This is a genomic window from Paenibacillus sp. G34, assembly GCF_056856875.1.
This window is the reverse complement of the sequence record NZ_CM166469.1, coordinates 4,485,946-4,511,453: the sequence shown is the minus strand read 5'-3', so window position 1 is coordinate 4,511,453 and position 25,508 is coordinate 4,485,946. Positions and strand designations below refer to the sequence as shown.

At 47.5% G+C, this 25,508-nt stretch carries 7 protein-coding genes; all 7 read left to right on the top strand.

The genetic code is table 11. The features are described 5' to 3' along the window. The first annotated feature begins 30 nt into the window (after positions 1-30). Genes AC1VYS_RS20535 through AC1VYS_RS20505 form a run of 7 tightly spaced genes read left to right on the top strand, consistent with a single transcriptional unit; the run spans position 31 to position 25,502 of the window. On the top strand, positions 31-16,788 hold the full coding sequence (locus tag AC1VYS_RS20535) for an amino acid adenylation domain-containing protein (RefSeq protein ID WP_482915077.1): 16,758 nt from the start codon (positions 31-33) through the stop codon (positions 16,786-16,788). Beyond that, complete coding sequence (locus AC1VYS_RS20530) at positions 16,778-20,917, top strand: beta-ketoacyl synthase N-terminal-like domain-containing protein (RefSeq protein WP_482911226.1); 4,140 nt, start codon at positions 16,778-16,780, stop codon at positions 20,915-20,917. Before AC1VYS_RS20535 ends, AC1VYS_RS20530 begins: the two co-directional genes overlap by 11 nt. Continuing rightward, on the top strand, positions 20,914-21,171 hold the full coding sequence (locus AC1VYS_RS20525; RefSeq protein WP_482911225.1) for an acyl carrier protein: 258 nt from the start codon (positions 20,914-20,916) through the stop codon (positions 21,169-21,171). The genes AC1VYS_RS20530 and AC1VYS_RS20525 overlap by 4 nt, the downstream gene beginning before the upstream one ends. Then, the gene (locus AC1VYS_RS20520) at positions 21,168-22,325 is read left to right on the top strand and encodes an acyl-CoA dehydrogenase family protein (RefSeq protein WP_482911224.1); all 1,158 of its coding nucleotides are present in this window, start codon (positions 21,168-21,170) and stop codon (positions 22,323-22,325) included. The genes AC1VYS_RS20525 and AC1VYS_RS20520 overlap by 4 nt, the downstream gene beginning before the upstream one ends. Continuing rightward, positions 22,322-23,299: an ACP S-malonyltransferase gene (locus tag AC1VYS_RS20515; protein ID WP_482911223.1), complete on the top strand. Its 978-nt coding sequence runs from the start codon at positions 22,322-22,324 to the stop codon at positions 23,297-23,299. The genes AC1VYS_RS20520 and AC1VYS_RS20515 overlap by 4 nt, the downstream gene beginning before the upstream one ends. After that, the gene (locus AC1VYS_RS20510; protein WP_482911222.1) at positions 23,299-24,621 is read left to right on the top strand and encodes an aspartate aminotransferase family protein; all 1,323 of its coding nucleotides are present in this window, start codon (positions 23,299-23,301) and stop codon (positions 24,619-24,621) included. The genes AC1VYS_RS20515 and AC1VYS_RS20510 overlap by 1 nt, the downstream gene beginning before the upstream one ends. Beyond that, positions 24,621-25,502 (top strand): 3-hydroxyacyl-CoA dehydrogenase family protein, encoded by an 882-nt coding sequence (locus AC1VYS_RS20505; protein WP_482911221.1) that lies wholly within the window; start codon positions 24,621-24,623, stop codon positions 25,500-25,502. The genes AC1VYS_RS20510 and AC1VYS_RS20505 overlap by 1 nt, the downstream gene beginning before the upstream one ends. Positions 25,503-25,508: the final 6 nt, after the last annotated feature.

The window sequence follows — 25,508 nt, the reverse complement described above, 5'->3', positions numbered from 1 at the left end:
ACTTCAATTAATGAATGAGGTGTGGTCGTGATGGTACGTAAAACCGTGGAACTCTCCGAGACACAAAAGGGAATCTATTTTGATTGTCAAATGAATGATCATTCTTCTTATAACATCTCAGCTTCGATACAATTAGAAAGGCTTCAACTTGAAGCCTTTCGACGTTCCATTGAATTGCTTATGCATGAACAAGTCGTGCTCCGCACGCATATTGAGATACAGCAGGACAGACCGGTTCTGGCGATCCACGATGATATGGAGTACTCACTGATTTTGCGGGATGTGAGTCAGGCACATCAGGATGGCAAGGAACAACGACTGGAGTCATTCATAGAAGAATGTATTCAGGCCCCCTTCATGTTAGAGCAAGGCCCTTTGTTCCGAATCCAGCTTATACGTATGGATGAGGACAAACATGTTCTTACTTTATGTATTCATCATTTAATCTGTGACGGTATGTCACTTGAACTGTTCAAAAATAAACTTCTCCATTTTTACACCTGCATCCTGCAGGATCTGCCTTTGGAGGTAAAACAGGATCAAGGTTTTATCTCTCATATTGAAGCAGAGAACTTGAAGTTACAAGAGAACAAGTATAACCGTGAGCGTGAGTTCTGGTTATCCAAAATGAACGGTGCAGAGCCCCTGGCACTGCAGCATGACTATCCGGCTAGCGGTTCGCAGACCGGTGTGGGACATGAGCTACGTTTTGATATTCCAGAGGCGTTGATGGCGGATATTACACAGAAATCCAAGGAACATGAGGTTACTGTGTTTATGTTTTTCATGGGTGCATTCAGCATTCTCTTGAATAAATATGCGGGCAAAGAGGATATCACGTTTGCTTCTCCGTTTTCCCATCGTCCAGGTTTTGAATTGGAAGAAACGATTGGCTGTTTTGTACATATGTTGCCCATGCGGTTCCAGGTCAACCTCGAAACCAAATTTGGTTCTTTGCTTGAGCAAGTCACTGCAGCCTGGATCGATACGTATAAACACATTGGCTATCCCAATAATCTGATTATCAGAGACAGCATGCTGCAGGTGCAGCCAGGCTCTCCATCGGTATTTGATATTTCCTTTGTGTATGACTCATATGAGGAGGAGCTGCCAGGAAGCCAGCTTGTGGAACAGGATAAGGTTACTTTTCCAGGCGATCTGATGGTTGTATTGAACGGCACACCTCAAGGTACACAGCTGAAACTGCAATATAAACCGAATGTGTTTCGAGCAGACTCCATTGAACGAATGGGTCGGCGCTTCTTATACCTCATGCAACAGCTGGTAACTGAACCAGAGAAGAGCATTGGTGAATACAGCCTGCTGATGCAGGAAGAGCAGGAGCAATTGCTGCATCAATTTAACCAAACTTCATATTTTTCCTACACTCCGCAGCATATCATCGATGTTTTTCATACAAAAGTAACAAATCACCCAGAACGAGTCGCTCTACTTGAAGGAAAAGAAAAACAAACCTATGCACAAGTTAATGCAAAGGCTAATCAATTGGCAAAACAGATCATCGCACGGAAAAAGATCGAAAATGAGGCAGTCGGCGTACAAATGCCACGTTCTTCCGATCTGGTCATCGCCTTGCTGGCTGTTCTGAAGGCTGGATGTGCTTTTGTTCCCCTAGATCCTTCCTATCCGGTATCGAGAAAAGCCTATATCTTATCCGATGCGAATATATCCACAGTCATCGCAATCCGGCCAGAAGCAGAGGACGATTCTCTGACTGCCCATTATATTTACACGGAGGACGAGACGGTTTATACCGGGGACAGCTCCAATCCCGAAGAGCCTTTGGATCCTCACAGTCTCGCCTACATTATGTACACGTCAGGATCAACGGGCAAACCCAAAGGGGTCATGATTGAAAATCATAGCGTTGTGAATACACTGCTGGATCTGGAACGTCGTTTTCCAGTGCAAGCGAGTGATGTGTATATGTTAAAAACAGCGTATACCTTTGATGTATCCTGTACGGAATTGTTTGGTTGGTTTATGGGTGAGGGGGCATTAAGTATTCTGCCGCCAGGCGAGGAAAAGAACCCTGATCAGATATTAGCTACAGTGGCTGAGCATCAGGTAACCCACATCAATTTTGTACCGACTTTATTCCGTCTTTTCCTCGAAACCATAGAGCTTCGCTCTGATCTCTCGGGGTTGGACACGCTGAAATGGGTATTCGTTGGCGGAGAGGCCGTCACACCAGATATCATTAAAAAATTTAACAAACTGAATATCCAGGCAAGCCTGGATAATGTATATGGTCCGACGGAATGTACGATATGGGTCTCTCATTATCCATTGAGTACATATAAGGGGAATGGAAATATACCGATTGGTTCCCCGCTTAACGAGTCCAAATGGTATGTCGTCGGAAGTCGGAATGAATTGCAGCCTTTGGGCATTCCGGGGGAATTATGTCTAAGCGGTGTAGGCCTTGCGAGAGGATATTTGAACCTGGAAGAAATGACAAGGGAGAAATTCGTTCCTAACCCTTTCTTTGACGAAGAGAAGGACCCTGAGCATTTCAGAATGATGTATCGTACAGGGGACATGGTTCGATCTCTGCCAAGCGGAACGATGGAGTACTTGGGACGCATTGATTTTCAGGTTAAAATTCAGGGAGCCAGACTGGAGACAGGGGAGATCGAAAACACCCTTTCATCCTACCCTGGAGTTATTCAAACTGTTGTTGTCATGAAATCATCCGAGACAGGGTCCGGCTTATTGTATGCCTACTATCTGTCAGAACAGGAATTGCCCGTGGCTGATCTGAGAGAACACTTGTCCAAATCTCTGCCAGCCTATATGATTCCATCTGTTTTTGTACATAAATCGGAGTTCCCGCTTAATAGTAGCGGGAAAATCGATCGCAATGCGCTAATCGCAGATACCACGCATATTCACACTTCAAGCACGGCTTACGTTGCTCCTGCTTCTAAATTGGAGCAAGAGATCGCTGCCGTATGGGCGGAAGTGCTTGGTGTGGAGCGAGTCGGAAGAGATGATCATTTCTTCGAACTTGGTGGCAATTCATTTTCCGTTATTCAGGCTCATAACCGATTGAAACATCGCACGGATATCGACTTCCCGGTGCCCCGCTTTTTTGAGTGCCCTACACTGCGGCTGTTCGCAGCACTGGGTCAGACGAAGGAAATAGTCCAAACACCTATCTTGCGAGATGAACGTTTTGGGCGGAAAGCCGGCATTCTGCGTGAGGATATTGCGATTGTAGGGATGTCTGTCAATGTACCCGGAGCAGAGGATATTCATGAATTCTGGCGTAATTTGGTGGCACAAGAGGAGAGCATTCATTTTTACAGTGATGAGGAACTGAGGACACTCGGTGTAGACGAAGCATTACTGCGTTCCCCTCGTTATGTGAAGGCTAAAGGACGGGTCGAGGGAATTGAAGAGTTTGACGCTGGCTTCTTTGACTACACACCTGGCGAAGCCAAAATGATGTCTCCTCAGTTCAGACTGATGTATCAGGGGATTTGGGAAGCGCTCGAGGACGCGGGATGTAGAGCGGATCAAGCAGGCAAAGTCGGCGTGTTCCTCGGTGGATCGGATGACTTTGAGTGGTATCGCCAAGTGCTGTTCGGGGATGCGGGATACAGCAGCAAATATGAAGCATTTACACTCAGCACGAATCATTTTTTGGCTACACGAATGGCTTATAAGTTGAACCTTAGAGGCCCCGCTTATACAGCTCTTACGGGATGTTCAACTTCATTGGTAACACCGCATCTGGCATGCCAGTCATTAATGGTTGGAGAATGCGATGTGGCTGTGGCTGGTGGAATTACGGTTGAACTACCGAATGAAGGCGGCTACGTGTACGAGGATGGCCTGATGTTTTCTTCCGATGGTCACTGCCGTCCATTTGATGCAGCAGCGAGCGGCACGGTGTTCTCCAACGGGATGGGGATCGTGGTGTTGAAGCGATTAACGGATGCGTTGCGAGATGCAGATCATATTTATGGGGTTATCAAAGGTTCGGCCATTAACAATGACGGACAGGAGAAGCTCAGCTTCCTTGCGCCAAGTGTGAGCGGTCAGGCGGAGGTCATTCAGGATGCGTATCAGGCCGCCGGAGTTGATCCCGAAACGGTCAGCTACATCGAGGCGCATGGCACAGGCACACTTCTGGGTGACCCGATTGAAGTCGAATCGTTGACACGTGCTTTTGCCTCCGAGAAGAAGCAGTTTTGTTATCTTGGATCAGTAAAAGGCAACGTGGGACATATGGATACGGCGGCCGGTGTCGTTGGTTTGATTAAGGTTGCACTTAGCCTTGATCAAGGATATATCCCGGGTACCGCTAATTATGAACAGCCGAATCCGAAGATTGATTTTGCAAGCACCCCCTTCATGGTTAATCCGCAAGGAGTTGACTGGAAACCAGGTGAAGCTGGAGTTCTGCGTGCAGGTATTAATTCATTTGGTGTGGGAGGCACGAATGCTCACATGGTATTGGAGGAGGCTCCAAAGATGGACAAATGCAGTCCGGATGATGATGTCAACGTATTGCTTTTTTCAGCCAAAACAGAGTACTCACTAAACCGCACCGCTGAACAGATCATGGAGCATTTGGTGCAGCATCCAGATCTATCGGTTTCAGACGCAGCGTGGACGTTGCAGACAGGCCGAACAGGTTTTACTTATCGTAAGGCACTGGTTCTGGATAAAAGCTGGAAAGATGATCCCGAGCAATTCATGCGTCAGTTGGAGAAGGCTAAAATCTCTTATTCGCCGCAAGGGCGGCGCCCGGTATACTTTATGTTCCCTGGGCAGGGCAGTCAGTATCAGGGTATGGGTGTGGCATTGTACAAATCGACAGAACAGTCGGGCATTGCACCGCTGTTCAAGAGACATGTACAGCAGATTCTGGATCTGCTCCCTGAAGTAGAACGTGAAGAGGTACTGTCTGTTGTCTACGGTGATCAGCAACCAGAACGAATTAACCAGACGGAGTACAGTCAATTTGCGCTATTTATGACCAGTTATGCTATGGCTCAATCCTTGATCGATCTGGGTATCCGGCCAGATGGCATGATCGGACATAGTATTGGGGAACTGACTGCTGCTGTGGTCGCCGGTGTATTCGATCTGGGAGACGCTGTGCGGATTGTAAGGCTGCGCGGGCGTTTGATGCAGCAGCAGCAACCGGGTGTCATGCTTGCCATTATGGAGGACTCACAGCTGGTGAAGTCACAGTTGGACGAAGAGGTGTGGCTCGCTCTGGTCAATACGACAGGTTCCAGCGTCATTGGAGGGACGGTAGAGGCGATTGATCGAATGGAAGAAAAGGCTGGAAAACTCGGCTGGAAATGTGTTCGTGTGAAAACTTCCCATGCGTTCCATACGCCAATGATGAAGGATGCAGCGATGGAATTTGAACGCAGTCTGTCTGCCTATTCACTTCATAACCCGCAAATTCCATTGCTTTCGAATACGAGTGGAACGTGGGCATTACCAGATGAAATTACGAGTCCAACCTACTGGGCAAAACATATTTTGGAGCCAGTGTTGTTTGAAGCAAATCTGGCCGAGATGCTAAAAGAGGAGCAAGCGGTATTTATTGAGGTTGGTGCAGGACGGACATTAAGCTCGTTTGTGAGACAGCACATTCAGTCCAAGGAAACCCATACTGTGTTGAATATGCTGCGTCACGTCAGAGAAACCGAACATGACATCCTCTATACAAACCGTAGAATAGCTGAGTTATGGTGCGGAGGCATTGAACCGGACTGGAAGGCGTACAAGGGAAAGAATGTGCGCCGAAAATGCTCTCTGCCAACATATCACTTTGACAAGCAACATTATCCGATTGGTCAATCGCTTACCGGTGGTTCAGCAGTAGAAGGGACGAGTGCTGGTCAGCGTCAGCAGCAGTCGAGAGCGGGCAACACGCCACGATCCAGTGGGGGAGGTTATGTGGGCAGCCTGGATGACATGAAGCGGGTTGTTCTGGAGGCATATCAGTCCATTTTTGGCATCTATGATCTGGAAGAGCATGTGAATTTCTTCAGCGTTGGCGGAGACTCGCTCAAAGCAGTCAGTTTGTCTGCGTCAATCCGGTCTTCCATCGGCCTTCAGACAGAGGTAGCGGATGTGTTCAACCATGCTACACCTGCCCAACTGGCGGAACATCTCTTGGAGATGGTTAAACCGCAACCACAACACCAGAACAGGGTTGAGGCTGCGCCGGTTATGGATGCTTACCCGATCTCGTCTGCGCAGATGCGGATGTTCACCCAATCCATGCTTGATCCGAACAGTACAGCATATAATTTGCCGTCAGCCACCCTGATCGAGGGAGATTTGGATCATGCCAGAGTGGAGGCTGCACTGGAAAAGCTGGTTCAATGCCATGAGGCCCTTCGAACGACGTTTGAAATACGTGGAGACCAAGTCGTACAGATCATTCATCCATCGGTACCTTTACAGTTAAGTTTTTCGGAGCAGCACTTGGCCGATGAACGCGAGATGTCTTCTTTAATCCAGACGCTAATTCGACCTTTTGAGCTTCATCAAGCTCCACTTATGCGAGTGAACCTGATTAAAACAGGGGAGCGCAAACATCTGTTGTTCTTTGATATCCATCATATTATTGCGGATGGCACTTCGGTGGAGTTGATCACGCGTGACTTCAATACATTGTATTTTGGCGAGGAACGAACCGTCCGTTTACATTACAAGGATTACGCCGTCTGGCAGCAGGAGCGTCTTGCCTCACAGGCTTATCAGCCACATCAGACATACTGGCTGGAACGTCTGGGTCAGGCACCACCTGTACTGCAGCTTCCGCTTGATCATGATCGTCCATTGCAGCGGTCGATGCAAGGTGAACGTGTGCAATTCACGCTCAGTCACTCGTTAACAGAGCGTCTGCATAAGCTGGCTTCGTCAGCGGAAGTTTCCATGTATATGGTGATGCTCAGTGTGTGGAATCTTCTGTTAGCGAGTCGAACAGGTCAGCAGGACATCGTAGTTGGAACACCTGTAGCCGGCAGATTACAGGAAGAGTGGAAAGAAACGGTCGGCATGTTTGTCAATATGATTGCCATGCGGAATTTTCCGGTATCTGATCAAGCATACAGTACATTTTTGCGTGAACTTAAACAGCATACACTGGATGCTTTTGCATATCAGGATTATCCATTTAACGAGCTTGTAACACAGCTTGGGATCAAGCGGGAACTGAACCGCAATGCCATTTTTGATGTGTGTTTCGATTATCAGAATATGGAACTGCATGATCTTGAGCTTCATGGCTTACAATTCAGTTCTTTCCCTGTTGAAACGGGAATCTCAACCTATGACTTGTTATTGACATGTCAGGAGAACAGGGAGCAGCACGTCATCGAAGGTTACATTGAATATTCACTCGATTTGTTCCGGGGTGAAACGGTTGAGAGTATGATTCAGGAGTTCATCGGACTATGTGAGCAGGTTGTACAACAGCCGGAAGCACCTCTAGGTAAACTGTATGAACGAGCACGGACTTCTATTGCAGCTGAGGTTCATCGGTTGACGGGACCACTTTTGCATTATGATCGCAAGCTAAGTTTGCATCAATTGTTTGAACTACAGGCAGAGCGTGCACCGGATAAGACAGCACTTATTGTCTCTTCTGGAACGGAACTTACCTACCGTGAGCTTAATGAGCAAGCAAATGCGCTGGCTTGGAAGCTGATCGATCGAGGTATACGCAAAGATGAGCCTGTGGGCATATTATCGAGCAGGAATGAAGCATTAATTATAATGTTGATCGCAGTGCTCAAAGCAGGTGCAGCCTATCTGCCTATAGATCCAGCATTTCCGCCGCAGCGCATTCTGAACATGATACAAGACAGCGGTATGAGATTGTTGCTGTGCACTTCTGATGAGGCGAATGTTGTAGCTTTTGAAGGAGACCGCTTGATTTATGAGCATGAGTCTGCTGACCAACATTCAGTTATCAATCCCAATGTGGACGTCCTGTCTTCTGACTTGTCATGTGTAATATTCACCTCGGGATCAACCGGAAGGCCCAAAGGGGTGATGATTGAGCATGCAGCGATGGTCAATTTTGTGGAGGACATCAGGCATCGAAACATTTTTGCCCATGAAACAGATCGGATGATCAGTGTAACGACGGTTTCCTTTGATATTTTCGGATTTGAAGTGTGGGCACCATTGTGTACGGGATACTCTTTATATCTGGCGGACGAGCAGGAACAGCTTGATCCGGTTCTTGCAGCACGAAGAATAGAACAACAGGGTGTTACGCATATTCTCAGCACGGTGTCTCGTATTAAAGCATTTGTTGAGAATTCGGAATTTGCAAAGGCGCTCACGCATCTTCGGTGTGTCCTTACCGGAGGAGAAAGTGTTCCGGCAGGACTTCTGACCGATATTAAAAAACACTCATCCGCACGTGTCTTTAATATGTACGGCCCTACGGAAACGACGATTTGGTCAACGACCAAAGAGTTGCAGGAATCTGGGCTAATTACGATTGGCAAACCTATTGCCAATACGGAACTATATATTGTGGATGAACAAGGGGAAATGCTGCCACCTGGAAATTATGGGGAATTATGCATTGCAGGCAGGGGCTTATCGCGAGGCTACCTGAACAATAAGGCCGAGACGAGTGCCAAGTTCATTGACCATACGAGTGTTTTGGGAGGACGGATGTATCGGACAGGGGATCTGGCCCGTGTATTGCCGGACGGAGAGGTTGAGTTGGCAGGACGTTTGGATCAACAAGTGAAAATCAGAGGATACCGCATTGAATTAAATGAAATTGAACAAGCGGCCTTGAGTTATGAACGTGTGAGAGAAGCCGTTGTGAAGGCAGAAGGAAATCAGCCGGAGCAGTTGCAACTTGTTCTCTTCTACAGCTTGAAGCCTGACGTAAGTCTATCGGTTACGGCTGAAGATGATACATTGCTTCGTGCTTGGCTCAAACAGAGGCTGCCACATTATATGATACCTTCCCGCATCATTCGTTTGGAGAAGTTGCCTGTTCTGCCGAATGGCAAACTGAATCGGAACGCCCTTCAATGGACTGATTTTGAAGTGATCCAGAAATCAGAATCGTTGGCGACTTCGAGCTCCTCTTCCTCAATGGGGAGAGAGCAAGCTCGCAAAGAGCTGGAACAGATGCTGATAGAAGCGTGGAAAGAAATATTGAACCGGGATCATGTCGGAGTACAAGAGCACTTTTTTGATATTGGCGGTAACTCGCTAGGTCTGATCTTGATTAATAACCGGTTAAACGCTTATCTGGGCAAAAATATTCCGCTTGTGCAGTTGTTTGAACATTCTTCCATTGCTTCTTTGGTTGATCATCTGATTTCAGAGCAGAAGTTAATTTCTGTGAATGTGCCTACGCAGAAAATGCCTAAGCATATAGGCAGGGAAGTCGCCGCAAACGTTGGGACCGAGCCGGATCCTTCCATAATGCAAGGAAGAGTGATTATGAACAGAGCCGCCCATGATCTGGTGGAGGAGCAGAGTGAACGCCAAGAACAGGCAATAAACGTTGAAGCAGAAGTTGATGTAAACAGCCGAAACAGAAGTTTTTCTCCATCAGATATCGCTGTTATAGGTATGGCGGGTCGTTTCCCAGGATCAAGAAATATCGAGGAGTTCTGGGACAATCTAATGGCAGGTAAGGACGGTATTACCCGACTGACTGAAGAAGAATTGGCAGCAGCAGGGGTGCGGCCCGAAGAGTATAAACATCCTGAATATGTACGAGCTAAAGGGATTTTGCAAGATACCGAGTTTTTTGATTCCGGATTTTTCGAATACCCGTATCAGGAGTCCGATATGATGGACCCGCAAATTCGACTGCTTCATGAGTGCTCCTGGGAGGCGCTTGAACATGCAGGCTGTGATCCCTATCGGTACTCCGGTTCCATCGGTTTATTTGCCGGAAGCGGATTGAGTTTACCATGGATGGTTCAATTTCTCGGTCGTTCAGGTGATCTGTTGCAAGCTTTTGAAGCGATGACGCTGAATGAGAAGGATTATATTACGACACGTATATCCCATAAGCTGAATCTAAGAGGGCCAAGTATGGCTGTGCAGACGGCATGTTCGACCTCGCTCGTCGCCATTCATCAGGCAGCAGAATCATTGATCCGGGGAGAATGTGACGTGGCTCTCGCAGGGGGAGTGTCCATCTCTTATCCGCTCAAAGAAGGGTATCACTGGCATGAAGGCATGATCTATTCCAAGGATGGGCATTGCAGAGCCTTCGACGAACAGGCCTCAGGTACGGTTTCTGGAAACGGGTGTGGCATGGTTGTGCTTAAGCCGCTTCGTGATGCTTTGCGTGACGGGGATCAGGTATTTGCTGTGATCAAAGGCTCAGCGATTAACAATGATGGATTGGATAAAATCGGATACACTGCTCCGAGTGTTACCGGACAGGTAAAGGTGATTCAAACGGCACTGGAGCGTTCGGGAGTGTCACCGCAAGAAATCAATTATGTGGAGGCACACGGGACAGGCACCAAACTGGGTGATCCCATCGAGATCGAAGCACTTAGACAGTCCTGGGGAACGGATAAACGTAATTATTGCGCCCTCGGTTCGGTCAAAGCCAATATCGGTCATCTTGATGCAGCTGCTGGTGTTGCCGGTTTTATCAAAACGGTTCTGACGTTGCATCACCGGACGGTTCCGCCGCAGATCTATATGGAAAGAAGCAATCCCATGCTGGAACTGGAGCGCAGTCCATTTTACATCAACCAGGAGCCGCAGCACTTCAAAAGTCAGGAACAGGTTCTACGCGCAGCGGTAAGTTCCTTCGGAATTGGCGGCACGAATGCGCATGTTATTTTGGAGCAGCCACCTGTAAAGGAGAGCAAAAACGTATATCAGCCTTTACACTTGCTTCCATTCTCAGCCAAGAGTGAATCCGCCTTGGAACGCACGTACCATTCGATTTTGCAAGCACTTGAGGATATGCCTGAACAAATGTCGAACGCTGCCTGGACTTTGCAGGAGGGCAGAAGCCGATTTAATCACCGCAAAGCTCTTGTTGTAGTGGACGGGTATATCCCTTCGCAGGATCAGATGGAAGAACATGAAGCACAGGCGAGTGTGATAAGTAATGGTAAGCCTACAGTGATGTTTTACATTCATGGGAAAGCTTCTTGGGAAATGCGCTCGATTCGAGAACTTTATGCTTCCAGGTATCGTAGTCAGGTGTCTGAACAATTCAAGCAACACTTTGAAGAAGTGCTGAGCCTTTTTGAATCCAAGGAACAATATGCACTTCGGCAAGGTGTAGGCAGGCCTATTCGGGATTTACGCCTAGAACGTATGCATTGTTTTGCAGTCCAGTATGCGCTTTTTACAACCGTGATGGAATCAGGTGTCAAACCGGATGTGATATGTGGACAAGGCGTCGGTGAGTTAGTCGGACAGGTCATTGGAAATACGCTGGAGTTGGCTCATGCAGTGCGTCTGTTGTATAGCCATGAAGATTGGCAGACACAAGAAGAGGCCTTGTCTGAAGCGATGAGTGCGATCGGCACATCGAGAAATCTTTCACAATCTGCGGAAAATACACTTTGGGTTACAGCTTCTCCGATGCAGAACGGTGAATTTGTAAACAACGATATATTGAAGGATGCGCAGGTTATCTCTCTTACGGGAGATCGTTCCAGCCCACTTGAAGCCGATATCTATTTCATGAAAACACTGGGATATTGCTGGTGCAGGGGCATTGAACTGAATTGGGAGCAGATTAACGGACAGGAGTCTGGGCAAAAGATATCTCTCCCAACCTATTCTTTCGATCGAATTGTTCATAAGCATGATGTTCCGCTATACCTGCTTACGGGTATGCCGCAGGCCGCGGATTCTGGAATCTATTCATCTGTACAAGCGGTAGAAGAAAAGCCAGGAACCCGGCTAAATGTAGATGAAATATACGACGCAACGGCACAACTCTGGCAGGAGTTGCTTGGGTGTGAGACGGTCACCTCGGAAGATGATTTCTTCCAGCTTGGAGGGCATTCCTTGAAGGCGATCACTCTGGCATCCCGAATCAAGGAAACATTTGGTGTCTCTATGGGATTAGAAGATGTTTTTGATCATTCGGGACTTGGCCGCATGGTAGCGTGGATCGAGCAGCAACAGAATGTTGGCGTGAAGCGTTCAGGATCGGAAGAACACATTTTACCGGTTGCACAACAAGACAGGTACAAGACTACTTCTGCGCAGCGAAGAATGTTTGTGGTGCATGAATGGCTGAAAGGCGAAAGCACAGCGTATAATCTCGCAAGTTCGTACAGGCTGCGGGGAGAGCTTGACCCTGCACAATTTACAGCAGTAATGGATACGCTTGTACAGCGTCATGAAGCGTTCCGTACTCGGTTCGAAATGGTTGAAGGTGAACTGTATCAGGTTGTTGAGGACCAGGTTGGAAGTGTGGTGGAGTTGCTGGAGCTTGAAAAAGAAGAGCCAGAGCAGCAGTTGATGACATGGCTGCAGCCATTTGATCTGACCCGTGCACCGTTGGTTCGCGTAAAGCTTGCTCGAGTTTCGGACGAGGAACATATTTTGTTCATAGATATGCATCATATCATCTCGGATCAGAGTTCCATTGCGATTCTTTTACAGGAATTTAAACGTTTGTCCAATGGAGAGTCTTTAGAACCTTTAACAATTCAGTACAAGGATTACGCCGAATGGATGGATCAATCCGAATCCTACGGATATTCCGCTGCGAATGCAGCATTTTGGCTGCAGGAATTCAAGGATATGCCTGCACCTATAGAATTGCTTACGGATTACCCGAGACGTGGTGTATTATCCAACCGGGGAGAGCGGTTTAGCAGTGAGTTTGGAGAAGTTTTGAGCACACAGATTAATGATTTTTGTACAAGACAGGGCCTCACTCCATACATGTTGTTCATGGCGGCTTTAAATGTGTTGATCTCAAAATATACGGGACAGCATGATCTGGTCGTGGGTACAGCTGTAGCCGGAAGAGAGAAGCCGGAATTGAATAACGTCATAGGTATGTTTGTGAATATGCTTGCCATTCGGACTATTTTAGACAAGGATCAGCCTATAGAGCTTTATTTGAACGAGGTTCGCAGCAAGCTGTTATCCTGCTATGAACATCAGCAATATCCATATGAAGCAATGGTTGAACAGCTCGATCTGCTCAGTGATTTGAGTCGTAATCCGCTTTTTGATATCGTCCTGAATTACATCAATATGGGTACGGATGAGCTTGAAGCCGGGACATTACAAGTTGAATCCTGGATGGATGGCAAGGTGGATGCCAAGTTTGATCAGACCTGGACGGTTGTTGAACACCAACAAAAGTATACGCTTGAGCTGGAATATCGTTCTGAATTGTTCAATGCCCAATCCATGGAGTTGATGATGAACAAGTTCCGCTATGTCTTGACTCAGATGGTCACAGGGGAGGTTGAGCGGGTTCGTCAGATCAAACTTACTGTGCCCGAAGAGGATGAATGGCTTTTGTTCGGCGTTAACGATAACCAGTTGCATTATCCGCGAGAGGCGACAATTCCTGAATTGTTTGAGGAACAAGTTCGACTACACGGACTGAAGACCGCACTGATTTGGGGAGAAGAGGTGTGGAATTACACTGATGTGTATGCTCTTGTTCAGAGGCTCGCATCCAGAATACTCGAACAAGGGGTGCAATCAGGCTCAAGTATTGCTTTGATCCTGGACCGCGGACCGATTCAGATGATCAGTATCCTTGCTACACTAACAGCAGGTTGTCACTATGTACCGATTGATCCGGCTTCACCGCCGGCACGAATTGAATATATTTTACAAGACTGCAATACGCCTGTTCTCTTGACTGAAGCCTCTTATGCCTCAACATGGAATTCTGTTGTTCCTTGTGTCATGATACCGTCCGAAGAACTGGCAACGGTTGTTTCAGGAGAGACTCTAGAGTCGGTAGTGCAGGTAAAGACTGCTGCTACGGACCCGGCGTATATCATCTATACATCAGGATCAACCGGAACGCCAAAAGGTACGGTCATGAGTCACCGCAACGTCATTAAAGTGATGAAGAAAAGCAATTTTGTGACGGTAGTGCCTGAGGATCGGGTGTTACAGGTATCCAATTACGCGTTTGACGGTTCGATTTTTGATATTTTTGCTTCATTAATGAATGGGGCTACCCTGGTACTCATTCCCAAAGAGATCATTCTTGATATGGCTCGTCTGGCGGCAGTGATTCGTCAGCAGCAGATATCCGTATTTTTCATCACTACATCGTTGTTTAATATGCTGGTTGATTGGGATGTTGAATGTCTGAAAAACGTTCGCAGAGTGATGTTTGGGGGCGAAGCCGCATCTGTAAGCCATGCGAATAAAGCACTTGCATGTGTAGGACCAGGTGTACTGTTAAATGGATACGGACCGACGGAAGCGACCTTCTTTGCCTCCTATTATTTACTGGAGCAAACAGAACCGTATACCGACTCGCTGCCTATAGGTAATCCACTGTCCAACACGGCCTTATATGTTCTCGATGAGGACATGAACCCTGTACCTGCCAATGTGCCAGGCGAATTGTATATTAGCGGGGATGCCGTAGGCATCGGATATCTGAACCGTGAAGAACTTACTTTAAAACATTTTGTAGATGATCCTTTCCGCCAAGGGGAACGGATGTACCGGACGGGGGATATCGTCAAGCGTTTACTCGATGGCAGTTTGATGTTTATTGAACGCTCTGATTTTCAAGTAAAAATCAGAGGTTTCCGAATTGAGTTATCGGAGATCCACAATTGTTTGGAGCGGCTTCCAGGAATTCGTGATGCTTTTGTAATGACAGCAACAGATGCATCTGGGAGTTTGTATGTTAGAGCATTTTATACGTGTGAATCTCATATTGAACGAACGGTTGATGATGTTCGAACAGAACTGCATAAAGGGCTGCCTGAATATATGGTACCTGCACAAATCTGGCGAATGGATCATCTGCCAATCAACGCTAATGGAAAAGTGGATCGTAAGGCTTTGTCTGATATGACAGAAGCACAGTCTGTGCCGACCGGTGAAGATTCTGCCCTGACAGATACGGAACGAACCATCCTTGCTGCCATGAGACAAGTGCTGAACAATCCTAACTTTGGCGTAACTGATCATTTCTTTCAGAACGGAGGACATTCGCTTAAAGCTATCGCATTTACGCAAGTTTTGTCAAAAGAAGGAATTGCCATCAGCGTGAGCGAATTATTCCAATATCATACAGCTAGAGCGTTGGCACGCTCCTTAAAAGGAATGGAATCATCAACGCTTTTATTGGAAGAAAGCCTGCAAATTCAGTCCCCCATCGCCAATCCCCAAGACATTACACTTCATGAGAAACAATTGGACAGCCTGGTATTACATGTCTTGAATAATTGTAATCAGGTTTCAAGTTTCATGGCGGGAACGCCTGTCATTGGTTGCTTCCCACTATCTCCAATTCAAAAAGCACATGCTTCTACAACTGCACGAGCAAGCGGTTTTACAACCATATTGGAGGGCAATTTAAATGAACTCACTGTGAAAAGACTGATTCTCGGGGTGATTGCCCGTCATCAGTTACTGCACAGCATTATATATGAGGAAGACACGTTACAGTGGCACCAGTGCGATTTGTTTGAAGCAGCCGATATGTTGCAACAGCTCATTCCGTATCTCGATGTTCGTCACTATACTCCTGCTACGCTGGAGAAAATGGAGCACAAACTAATTCAGTCTCTATTACACAGGTCGTATACACTGAATGGATTGCCATGGCGTCTGTGTATTCTGCGAACAGGAGATAAGGAGCACAAACTGATCTGGAGTTTTGACCACCTTGCCTTTGATGGTATGAGCGCCCAGATCATCAAGCAGCAACTTGAGTCCGCAATTGGCCGTAACCAGCTAGCCGGGATGAACGATACATCTGGTTCGTTGGAGGAGATACGGAAATACGAGGACTATGTAAACATGTTGTCTCGGGGGCCTGTTGGCGTTACGGAGCATGAACTGGAAGAGCAGTTTTCTATTCAGGCCTGGCAGCATGATAATAGCAATGTTATGGATCAATTGCTTATTACAGCAGGCCATTCATCGCCGTCAGCGCTGACTGTTGAACTACCGCGGACAGATACCACAGGTCAAGAGATCGAAGATGCTTGGTGGACCCATTTTAAATCTTTTGCCAGCATTCTTGCATCATATCTTGACATAAGTGAATTGCCCATTGCCCTGGTGCATTATGGCCGAGAGTATGGTCAAGAATCGTATTACGATCACGTTGGCGAATTCCTCGATCTGATTCCGATTCTTGTGCATGCTGACTTTACCCAGGAAGATTTGTTGCAGTACCTGGATTTTACGAAACGGCACAGCATTAATTTTATGGCACTGACAGATGATTCGGTCATGATATCCCCTTACTCAAATGTTCAAAAACAGTTGGTCGCAGCCTATAGACAGACGGGCCAGGAGCCAAGGAGGCTTATTTTGTTCAACTTCCAAGGCTTTATCTCCAGTGAGGAGAACATTCCAGAGCTTGAGCGGGTCGATATGACGGATTCTGAGCCGAGTCTAGCGTATATGGAATGGGTCATCCGATACGATGAAAATTGTGTTTACGTACATCTGGGCTGTCATGCAGGACTCGATATCGAGCGATTGAAGCAGCTGATGGAGAAGCAGATCGGCAGTGACGGGAATGTCAAAGTAAAAGTTCATAATGAGGCAGTGGAGGTGCAGCATGTCCAGTAAATCCATACAACGAGGGCCGGAGTTGATTGTGCAGGAGCATTATGCAACAGTTGCTGAACTTCTTATGTATATCGCTGACAAACATCCGGATAAGGGAATCACTTATATCAGTTCATCCGGCGAAGAACAGTTTGAATCGTATCCTGAACTGCTGAAGCAAGGACGTTTGTATCTCCAAGGTTTGCTTGAGAGCGGATTAGCCAAGGGGCAAGTCGTCATATTGGAAATTGATCATTCACAGCAGTTTTATCGTACCTTTTGGGCTTGCATCCTGGGCGGCATTATTGTCGCTCCGGTCAGTCCTCCTGCCTCGTGGGAGCCAGGCTCGGCTGGCCTGGAGAAATTCACGAAAATCTGGGGAATCCTTGGAAAGCCTGTTGTAGTCGTTGAAGAAGCATTTTTGCCAAAATACGAACAGCTTGCTGAGAGTCCGATTTTTGAGGGATTGAGTTGCGTTAGCGTCAGCAAGCTTCAGACAAGTTGTACACTTGCTGAAATAAGTCTGACTGCTCCTGAAGAGGTTGTATTCTTGCAATTTTCATCAGGAAGTACAGGTATCCCTAAAGGAGTACAGTTAACAAATCACAATATTATTGCGAACAGTATTGCGTGCAAAACGTTCCTTGGTGCTGAAGAAGGAGATAATGTGTTCACCTGGCTGCCTCATACACACGATATGGGAATGTTCGGGCAACATCTAACAACTGTCCTAAGCGCTGCTAATATGATGGTCATGTCTCCATATACTTTTGTACGATCCCCGTATTTGTTCCTGCGCAAAATTACGGAACATCAAGGGAAGTGGTTTTGCTGCACAAACTTTGGCTTTGAATGGATGGTTCAAAAGATTCCCGATTCCAAACTGGCGACGCTTGATCTGTCTTCGCTGCGCATGGCTTTAAACGGTGCCGAGCCGATATCGACCAAAGTCATTGAGCGCTTCGGTCAGAAATTCAGTTCCTGCGGTTACCGGACGAATATGATGTTCCCTGCTTACGGCATGGCTGAGGCAACCGTGGGTGTGTGTACCTGGAAGCTGGGAGAGGAACCTCGCATCGAACAAATATCCCGTAAAGTGCTTGTGCAGCAGGGAAAGGCAGTCCCAGTTGATGCTGATGCTCATGACCCGGCAGATCTGATTGAGTTTGTGCATGAAGGTTATCCCATGACGGGAATCCAGATTCGAATTGCCAATGAGCAGGGCGAAGTGGTAGATGAGCGCACGGTGGGTGAAATCCAGATTCGCGGGGAATCGGTGACTTCCGGATACTATAACCTGCCAGAAGTGAACAAGGAGTTGTTCGTGGACGGATGGCTTAAGACGGGTGATCTTGGTTTTATGGCGGAAGGCTCTCTGGTCGTAAGCGGACGAATCAAGGATATCGTATTTATCCGTGGACAAAATCATTACGCGCATGATCTCGAAGAGATTTTATATCACAATCCCAGCATCCCAAGAGGCAATCTGACGGTCGTGGGACATTTCAATAGCGTTTCTCAAACGGAAGAGTTGCTTGTATTTGTGAAATATAAATCGAGTACGCCGCAGTTCCTGGAAATCAGGCAGGACTTAATGGATCGGATGAGAGCCGGTCTGGGCATTGAGATCACTCATGTTCTTCCGATCAAGGTCATCCCCAAGACAACCAGCGGCAAAGTTCAGCGTTTCATGCTGAGAAACGAGTATGAGGGCGGCACATTTAACAAGGATATCGAGGCTATTGAAGACATGCTTCTTCAAAACAAACCGAAGTCCATTGCGGCTGCTGTTCATCCGGGTTCTTTGGAACAAGTGGTGCGGGCCGCATGGGCTGAAGTTCTACAAATACCTGTGCAGAAGGTTGCGGTTAATACTCCGTTTCTGGCTTTAGGGGGAAATTCCATTATTGCCTACCAATTACTTGATAAGTTGTCTGCACACATGGGGCGTGAACTTGGTCAGGAAGTGCTCGTTTTTGGCAGAACGGTACAGGAGATGGTGGAATATCTTCAGGAACTTCCCGAAGAGAACAGATCACTTGAAAAGGAAATCCGCTCGGATAATCAGCTGAATGTACATCGAGCGATTGCAATAACCGGCTTATCCCTTCGTCTGCCTGATGCAGATACCCAAGAGGAGTTCTGGGGCAATCTCGTTCAAGGTTTGGACAGTGTGGATCGGGTGAGTCTGGAACGGGCTACTCGTTCCAAGCGTCCGGATTGGGATGATTGGATTGGTGAATTAAAACATCCGGACACCTTTGACCATGAATTTTTTGAGATTCCATCGGAACAAGCTGTATTTATGGACCCGCAGCACCGCAAATTGCTAGAGGTTGCTTATGAGGCACTTGAGGATGCAGGCATGATTGTGGATCAGGAAGAGAAACGTGATGTTGGCGTATATGTTGGCATTAACCCCAGCTCCTACTTTGATCTTGTTGTGGACTATATGAATCGTAGTAAGGAATTCGAGGTGCACTCGCACGCGATGGTTGGCAACATGTCCAATATCGCAGCAGCATCCATTTCACACTTATACAATTTTACGGGTCCGGCGCTTGCCATCGATACAGCCTGCTCTTCCTTTCTCGTAGCCTTGACGCAAGCGGTAGCGGCGATTCAGGACAAGCGAATCTCTGGTGCAGTCGTAGGCGGAGCGAGCATTCTGGCAACACCTCATGTGCACCAGTTGTCGCGTAATGCAGGAATATGCTCTTCTACACAACATACCAAGGTATTTGATCAGGGAGCCGATGGTTCGGTTATTGGTGAGGGTGCAGTAGTTGTATACCTGGAGCCGCTAACAGAGGCAGTCCGAACGAATAAACATATCTATGGCCTGATCCGTGGCACAGCGGTGAATAACGATGGGTATTCGTTAGGCATTATGGCACCTAATCCTCAGGGGCAGTATGAAGTGCTACGTGCAGCATATAACGATGCCAATCTGAATCCAAAAGAAATTTCATATATCGAGGCACATGGATCAGGAACAAGAATAGGAGATCCCATCGAGGTAAATGCTCTACTCCGACTGTTTCAGGAGAAGGGATACGGGGAAGGAACTTCGATTGGTCTAGGCTCGGTCAAAACGAATATTGGACATTTATTTGCAGCATCCAGTGGTGCCAGTTTGGCAAAAGTTTTACTCAGTATGCAGCACAAGGAACTCGTTCCGAGTCTACATATGGATCAACCTAATCCGGCTCTTCGGCTGGAGCAGTCTCCTTTTTATATCGTTAATGAGCATAAAGACTGGACGGTACCCGAAGGGAAGACACGTAAAGCTGGGATCAGTTCATTTGGTCTTGGTGGCACGAATGCCCATATGGTGTTGGAGGAATGGAATGCACCGGCAGTTTGGGGAGCGGAGCCCGCAAGTGATCAATTGCTAACCTTCTCTGCCAAGTCAGAGCAGGCATTGCAGAAGCTGATTCATAATACCAAACACTACGTGCAAGAGCATCCTAATCTGCGACTGACAGATCTGTGCTTTACGCGCAACAGGTATAGAAAACATTATCGTCACCGTGCTGCTGTAACCGTAAGTGGTACCGGAGAATGGAGCCAGGAAGAGATGCAGTTTGGCTTCAAAACAAGAAGTCGAGCAGCCCGCGTGAGCATCATTATGGGAGGAAACAAGCTGGCTCAAGCTGATCAGGAATACTGGTTGAATCTGCTTGAATCGCTAGTGCGCGCTGTACCTTCCATCCAGGAGATTCGTGGCATTGATGACGGAGAACCAATGTTGTCGCAGTTGAAGCAGCAGGATCAGGTCGATTCTATCCCGACTTCGGATAAGAAGACACCCCTGCTCAGCAACAAAATAACATTCGGAGATATCCAGGACACGAGCTGCGCGATGCGCAATGCAGACATTGTTGTAGTGCTGGCTGCAGATGAAGCGATGAAACCGGCGGGAAGCACAGGCAAAGAGAGTTATATCCATCTGCCTGCAGCGACATCACTTGTTGTGGAAAAACAATTAGCCCTATTGCTGATGCAACTCTACGTGCGAGGCGCTTCACTGGATTGGGAACAGTTACACCCGGATGGATCTGGTCAGATCGTGCATCTGCCATCGCATCCTTTCGAGCCGCATGTCCATTGGGTAGATGTGAATCAGGGAACGGAGGTCTTGATATGACAAGAGAAGAGATTGAAAGATTTATCAAAGGCGAAATTGCTGCGGCACTGAAACAGGAGCCTGATGAAATTGATGAAGAGACAAATTTCCTGAAAATAGGTGTTTCTTCGGTTCAGGCGCTTAAGATCATTAATCGTACACGTAAACATCTGCAGGTGGATATTAGTCCTGTTGCGTTGTTTGAATACAAGACGATTGCAGAATTCGCTTCATATCTTCATGAATCGCTTCTTCAAGGGGAGGCAGTTGAATGATTGAACTGGATTCGAAGCAAGAACAAGAAATCCTTGAAGAAGCCGAGCTGTTTGCTGCTCGTGAGATTCGTCCGTATGCCTGGCAAATTCAGCAGCAGCAGTCCATTCCCCGTTCGTTGATTGATGCTATGGCCGAAAGAGGTTATTTGGCTGCATCGATCCCACATGAGTATGGGGGGATGGGGCTTGGCCCCAAAGCCTATGGACTTTTAACCGAAGTGTTTGGTAAAGCACTTCCGGCGGTTCGAAGCTTGTTGACGGTACATACTTCACTGGTGAGTGAAACTATAGTTCGTTTCGGATCACCTGAACAAAAGTCGTCCTGGCTGCCTAAGTTAGTCCGTGGAGAATGGATCGGAGCATTTGGTCTGACTGAGCCGGAGGTTGGATCGGATGCCAAAAACGTGCAGACCACTTGGCGGGAAGAAGCGGATTGTTATGTACTGAACGGAAAGAAAAAATGGATTACCTTTGGAAACGTAGCAGATGTGTTCATCGTTGTTGCCTCCCAAGAGGGCAGAAGTACAGCATTTTGGGTTGAACGTCAGTTTGACGGTGTCCAGACGCAAGCCATTGAGGGAGTAATGGTTGGCGGTGAGACAGGAATCGCTGAGATTGATCTTCATGAAGTTCGTGTACCCAAAAGCCATCTCATTGGGCGTATGCATGAAGGTTTTGAGTATATCGTAAGTGGCGCACTTGATCAGGGAAGATATAGCATCGCTTGGGCAGGTTTGGCGATAGCACAGGAGGCGCTTGACTCCATGGTAACCTATTCGCGTAAGCGGAAGCAGTTTGACCAGAAGCTTAGCCATTTTCAGCTTATTCGCGGCATGATTGGTGATGCAGTAACAAAAGTGCATGCAGCAAGAGCATTGTGTTTGCGAGCAGCCGAGCTTAGAGAGGCCAAGGCCCCGCAGGCTGTCATGGAAACAACGATTGCTAAATATTTCACATCCAAAATTGCAGTAGAAGTGGCTAATGATGCGCTTCAGGTTCATGGAGCCAATGGAATTAGCAGTGAGTATCCGGTATCCAGACTGTACAAGGAGGCTAAGATCCTGGAGATTATTGAAGGCTCCTCCCAGATGCAGCAGGAGATGATCTCACACTATGGGCTGAAAACCTATTACAAGCGTGGCGGTGGGCTATGACAATCTGCGCATTATTTCCAGGGCAAGGTAGCCAATATATCGGGATGTGCAGTGATCTCTTAAATAACGAATCGGAATCTCGGGTGATATTCGCTGAAGCAAGCGAAGTTGTCGGATTTGATCTGAGAACGTTGATTCTGGCAGGTTCCTTGGAGCAACTGACACAATCCGAATATGCTCAGCCTGCTGTACTTACAGCAAGTTATGCGTTGTTTGATTCCTTCGTTCGCCGGACTGGAATTACTCCAGATTATGCGATTGGCCATAGCTTGGGAGAAATCGCTGCCTTGGTGGCTGCTGGTGCATTAAGGTTTGCAGATGCAGTCCGGTTTGCGGCTTCACGGGGCGCTTTGATGCATCGGGCGATACAGGAGCAGAAGGGCAGAGCAGGCATTGTCGTTGATATGAGTCAAGCAGAACTCGAAAATGTCGTTGCAAATATCCGCAAGACTCATTACGTGACGATTTCGGGATATAACTCGCCTAACCAATTTGTTGTTGCAGGTGAGGCGGAAGGACTGCGTTTAATGGATGACATCGTGGATCAAGCCGGAGGGGAATTCATTCCCTTCCGCATGATGCCTATGAAGGCAGATGCGCCATATCATAGCGAACTGATGGAGTTTATCCAGCCTGAGATGGAAGCGATGGTATCCAAGCTTTCCTTCTCCAAGCCAGAATTTGCGATATGTTCCACAGTAAATGGAGAATTCATCCGAGCAGCAAATGATATTCCAAAGTTGCTGACGGCTCAGTTGTTGCAACCAATTCACTGGATTCAGGCTTTGGCACAAGTTCAACGTACGGGCGCAACGATTTGGATGGATGTCGGGCCAGGGCATAGTGTGAAAAATATGCTTGCTGAGTATGACAACTCAATCACTGCCTATTCGCTGGATGATCCGCAGGACCAGTCCAAGCTACTGGCAATATATGCGGCAGAAATTCAAACATACCGGGGAGGCGAAGCGTGATGATTACTACACATATGAGGGAGTATAACCAGCGGGTTAAACAGCATCTTCCTGGCGGTGTACATTATAATTTCCACCTTCCTTGGGAAGAGACACCACTGCACTTTACCCATGCTTCCCGAAGCAGGGTAACCGACATGAACGGTCGTGAGTATCTGGATCTTTATGCCCGTTTTGGTGCACTCATTGTGGGTCACGGCAACGAGGAATATAACGAGTGCCTGAAGGATACGATTGATCGTGTTTTGTCAGTAAGCCATTGTGATCTGGACGCTGAGGCACTGGAGTTAATCCATCAATATGTGCCTTCGGCTGAGATGATCCGCTTTGGGTTGTCGGGTACAGAAATTGTGCAAAATGCCCTCCGGCTTGCCCGCGCCTGGACAGGCAAGAACCGTTTTGTGCGTTTTGAAGGCCATTATCATGGCAATTCGGACAACATTATGGGAGGTAAAACGCCTCGGACAGGCTTGCCGGTACCTTCGGACTATCCTGGCGATATGAAGGGAACCCAGGGAAGGGCACGGGATATCATGGAATCCCAATCCTATCTGCTTCCTTGGAATGATGCTGTCCGTTTAGAAGAATTGTTTGCTGAACACGGTGATGACATTGCAGCAGTAATTATGGAGCCGGTTTGTGTAAACGGAGGCGGAGTCATGCCAGCTCCAGGTTATCTGCAAAAGGTCAGACAACTATGTGATCATCATCAGGTTGTGCTTATTTTTGACGAGATCATTACAGGATTTCGTATGGGACTTGGCGGGGCTCAGGAGATGTTTGGTGTTACGCCTGACCTGACCACGCTGGGCAAAGCGATTGCTGGCGGCGGTGTTCCCGTGTCTGCTCTAGTTGGCCGAGCCGATATCATGAAGCTGCTGGTGGACAAAAAAGTGATTCATGCAGGAACATTTAACGGTTATCCGTTAGGCACAGCCGCGGTGAAAGCAACACTCGAAATGCTGGGCCGCAATGGAGGAGAAGCCATGAACCGTATGAATCATCACGCCGAGATGATCCATGACATTCTGCGGAGAGAAGCAGCGAAGGCAGGGCTACCCCTTATTGTTCAAGGTCCGGCAGGTTGCGCATCCTATCATTGCTGCACTGAAGAGCTCAGCAGTACGGCTGATTATACGTTTGAATTGATGTCCTTTGATATTTTGTTGAACGGCAAGCTCGCGGAGCACGGCATTCTCGTATCTACACTCTCCCGCATGTATCCGAACATTATGCTGGACATGAAGGATGTAGCCTGGTTCAGTGAACGTGTGCCTGCGGCGATTGCTGAGATGAAAGAGATTTACGATGAGCTTGTCTAATGCCAGATCAACAGGGAGAGAGGTTAGGTATGCATAATCAGCTCATTGCAATCATTGGCGCAGGCGTTATGGGATGTGCTACAGCACTGGATGTTGCCAGAGCCGGATATCGGGTCGTTTTGCAGGATCATTCAGAGTCCGCAATAGCCCAGGCACCTGATGTCATACGACGTGAATACCGTTCGGCCTGTTTCTTGAAACGAGGATACGGCGAGGTAACACTCGATGTCATCATGGAGCGAATCACGTTCCAGATGCATGACGAAGGTCTGGAAGAGGCCAGCGTCATTATTGAAAATGTGACCGAAAATATAGAGTCCAAAAAAGAAGTTTATGCACGTTTGAGTCAAAAGGCCCGTCCAGATGCTCTTTACGCGTTAAACACAAGCTGTATTTCAGTAACCAAGCTGGCTTCCTTTTTACCTGATCCAAGACGCGCCATAGGTGTACATCTGATGAATCCGGTTCCGGTTAAATCGATGGTGGAGGTGATCAAAGGGCATCATACAACACCTGAGACAGAGCAAGAGATGGTGGCGTTTCTGGAGTCTCTCGGCAAAAATCCGGTCGTCATCGAGGATTTGCCGGGCTTTGTATCGAACCGGCTCTCTCATCTGTTAATGAATGAAGCAGCCTTTATTGTTCAGGACGGTATCGCGACAGCTGAGCAGATCGATACCATTATCAAGAAGGGGTTTAGTTATCAGATGGGGCCGCTGGAAACAGCAGATTTGATCGGTCTGGATACCGTCGTTCATTCGCTTAAAGTGTTGTACGACAGTTATCAGGATCCCAAATTCCGCTGTTGTCCGCTATTGCAGAAAATGGTGGATGCAGGACATTGGGGACGGAAGACGGGGCAAGGGTTCTATGCCTATTAACCAAAG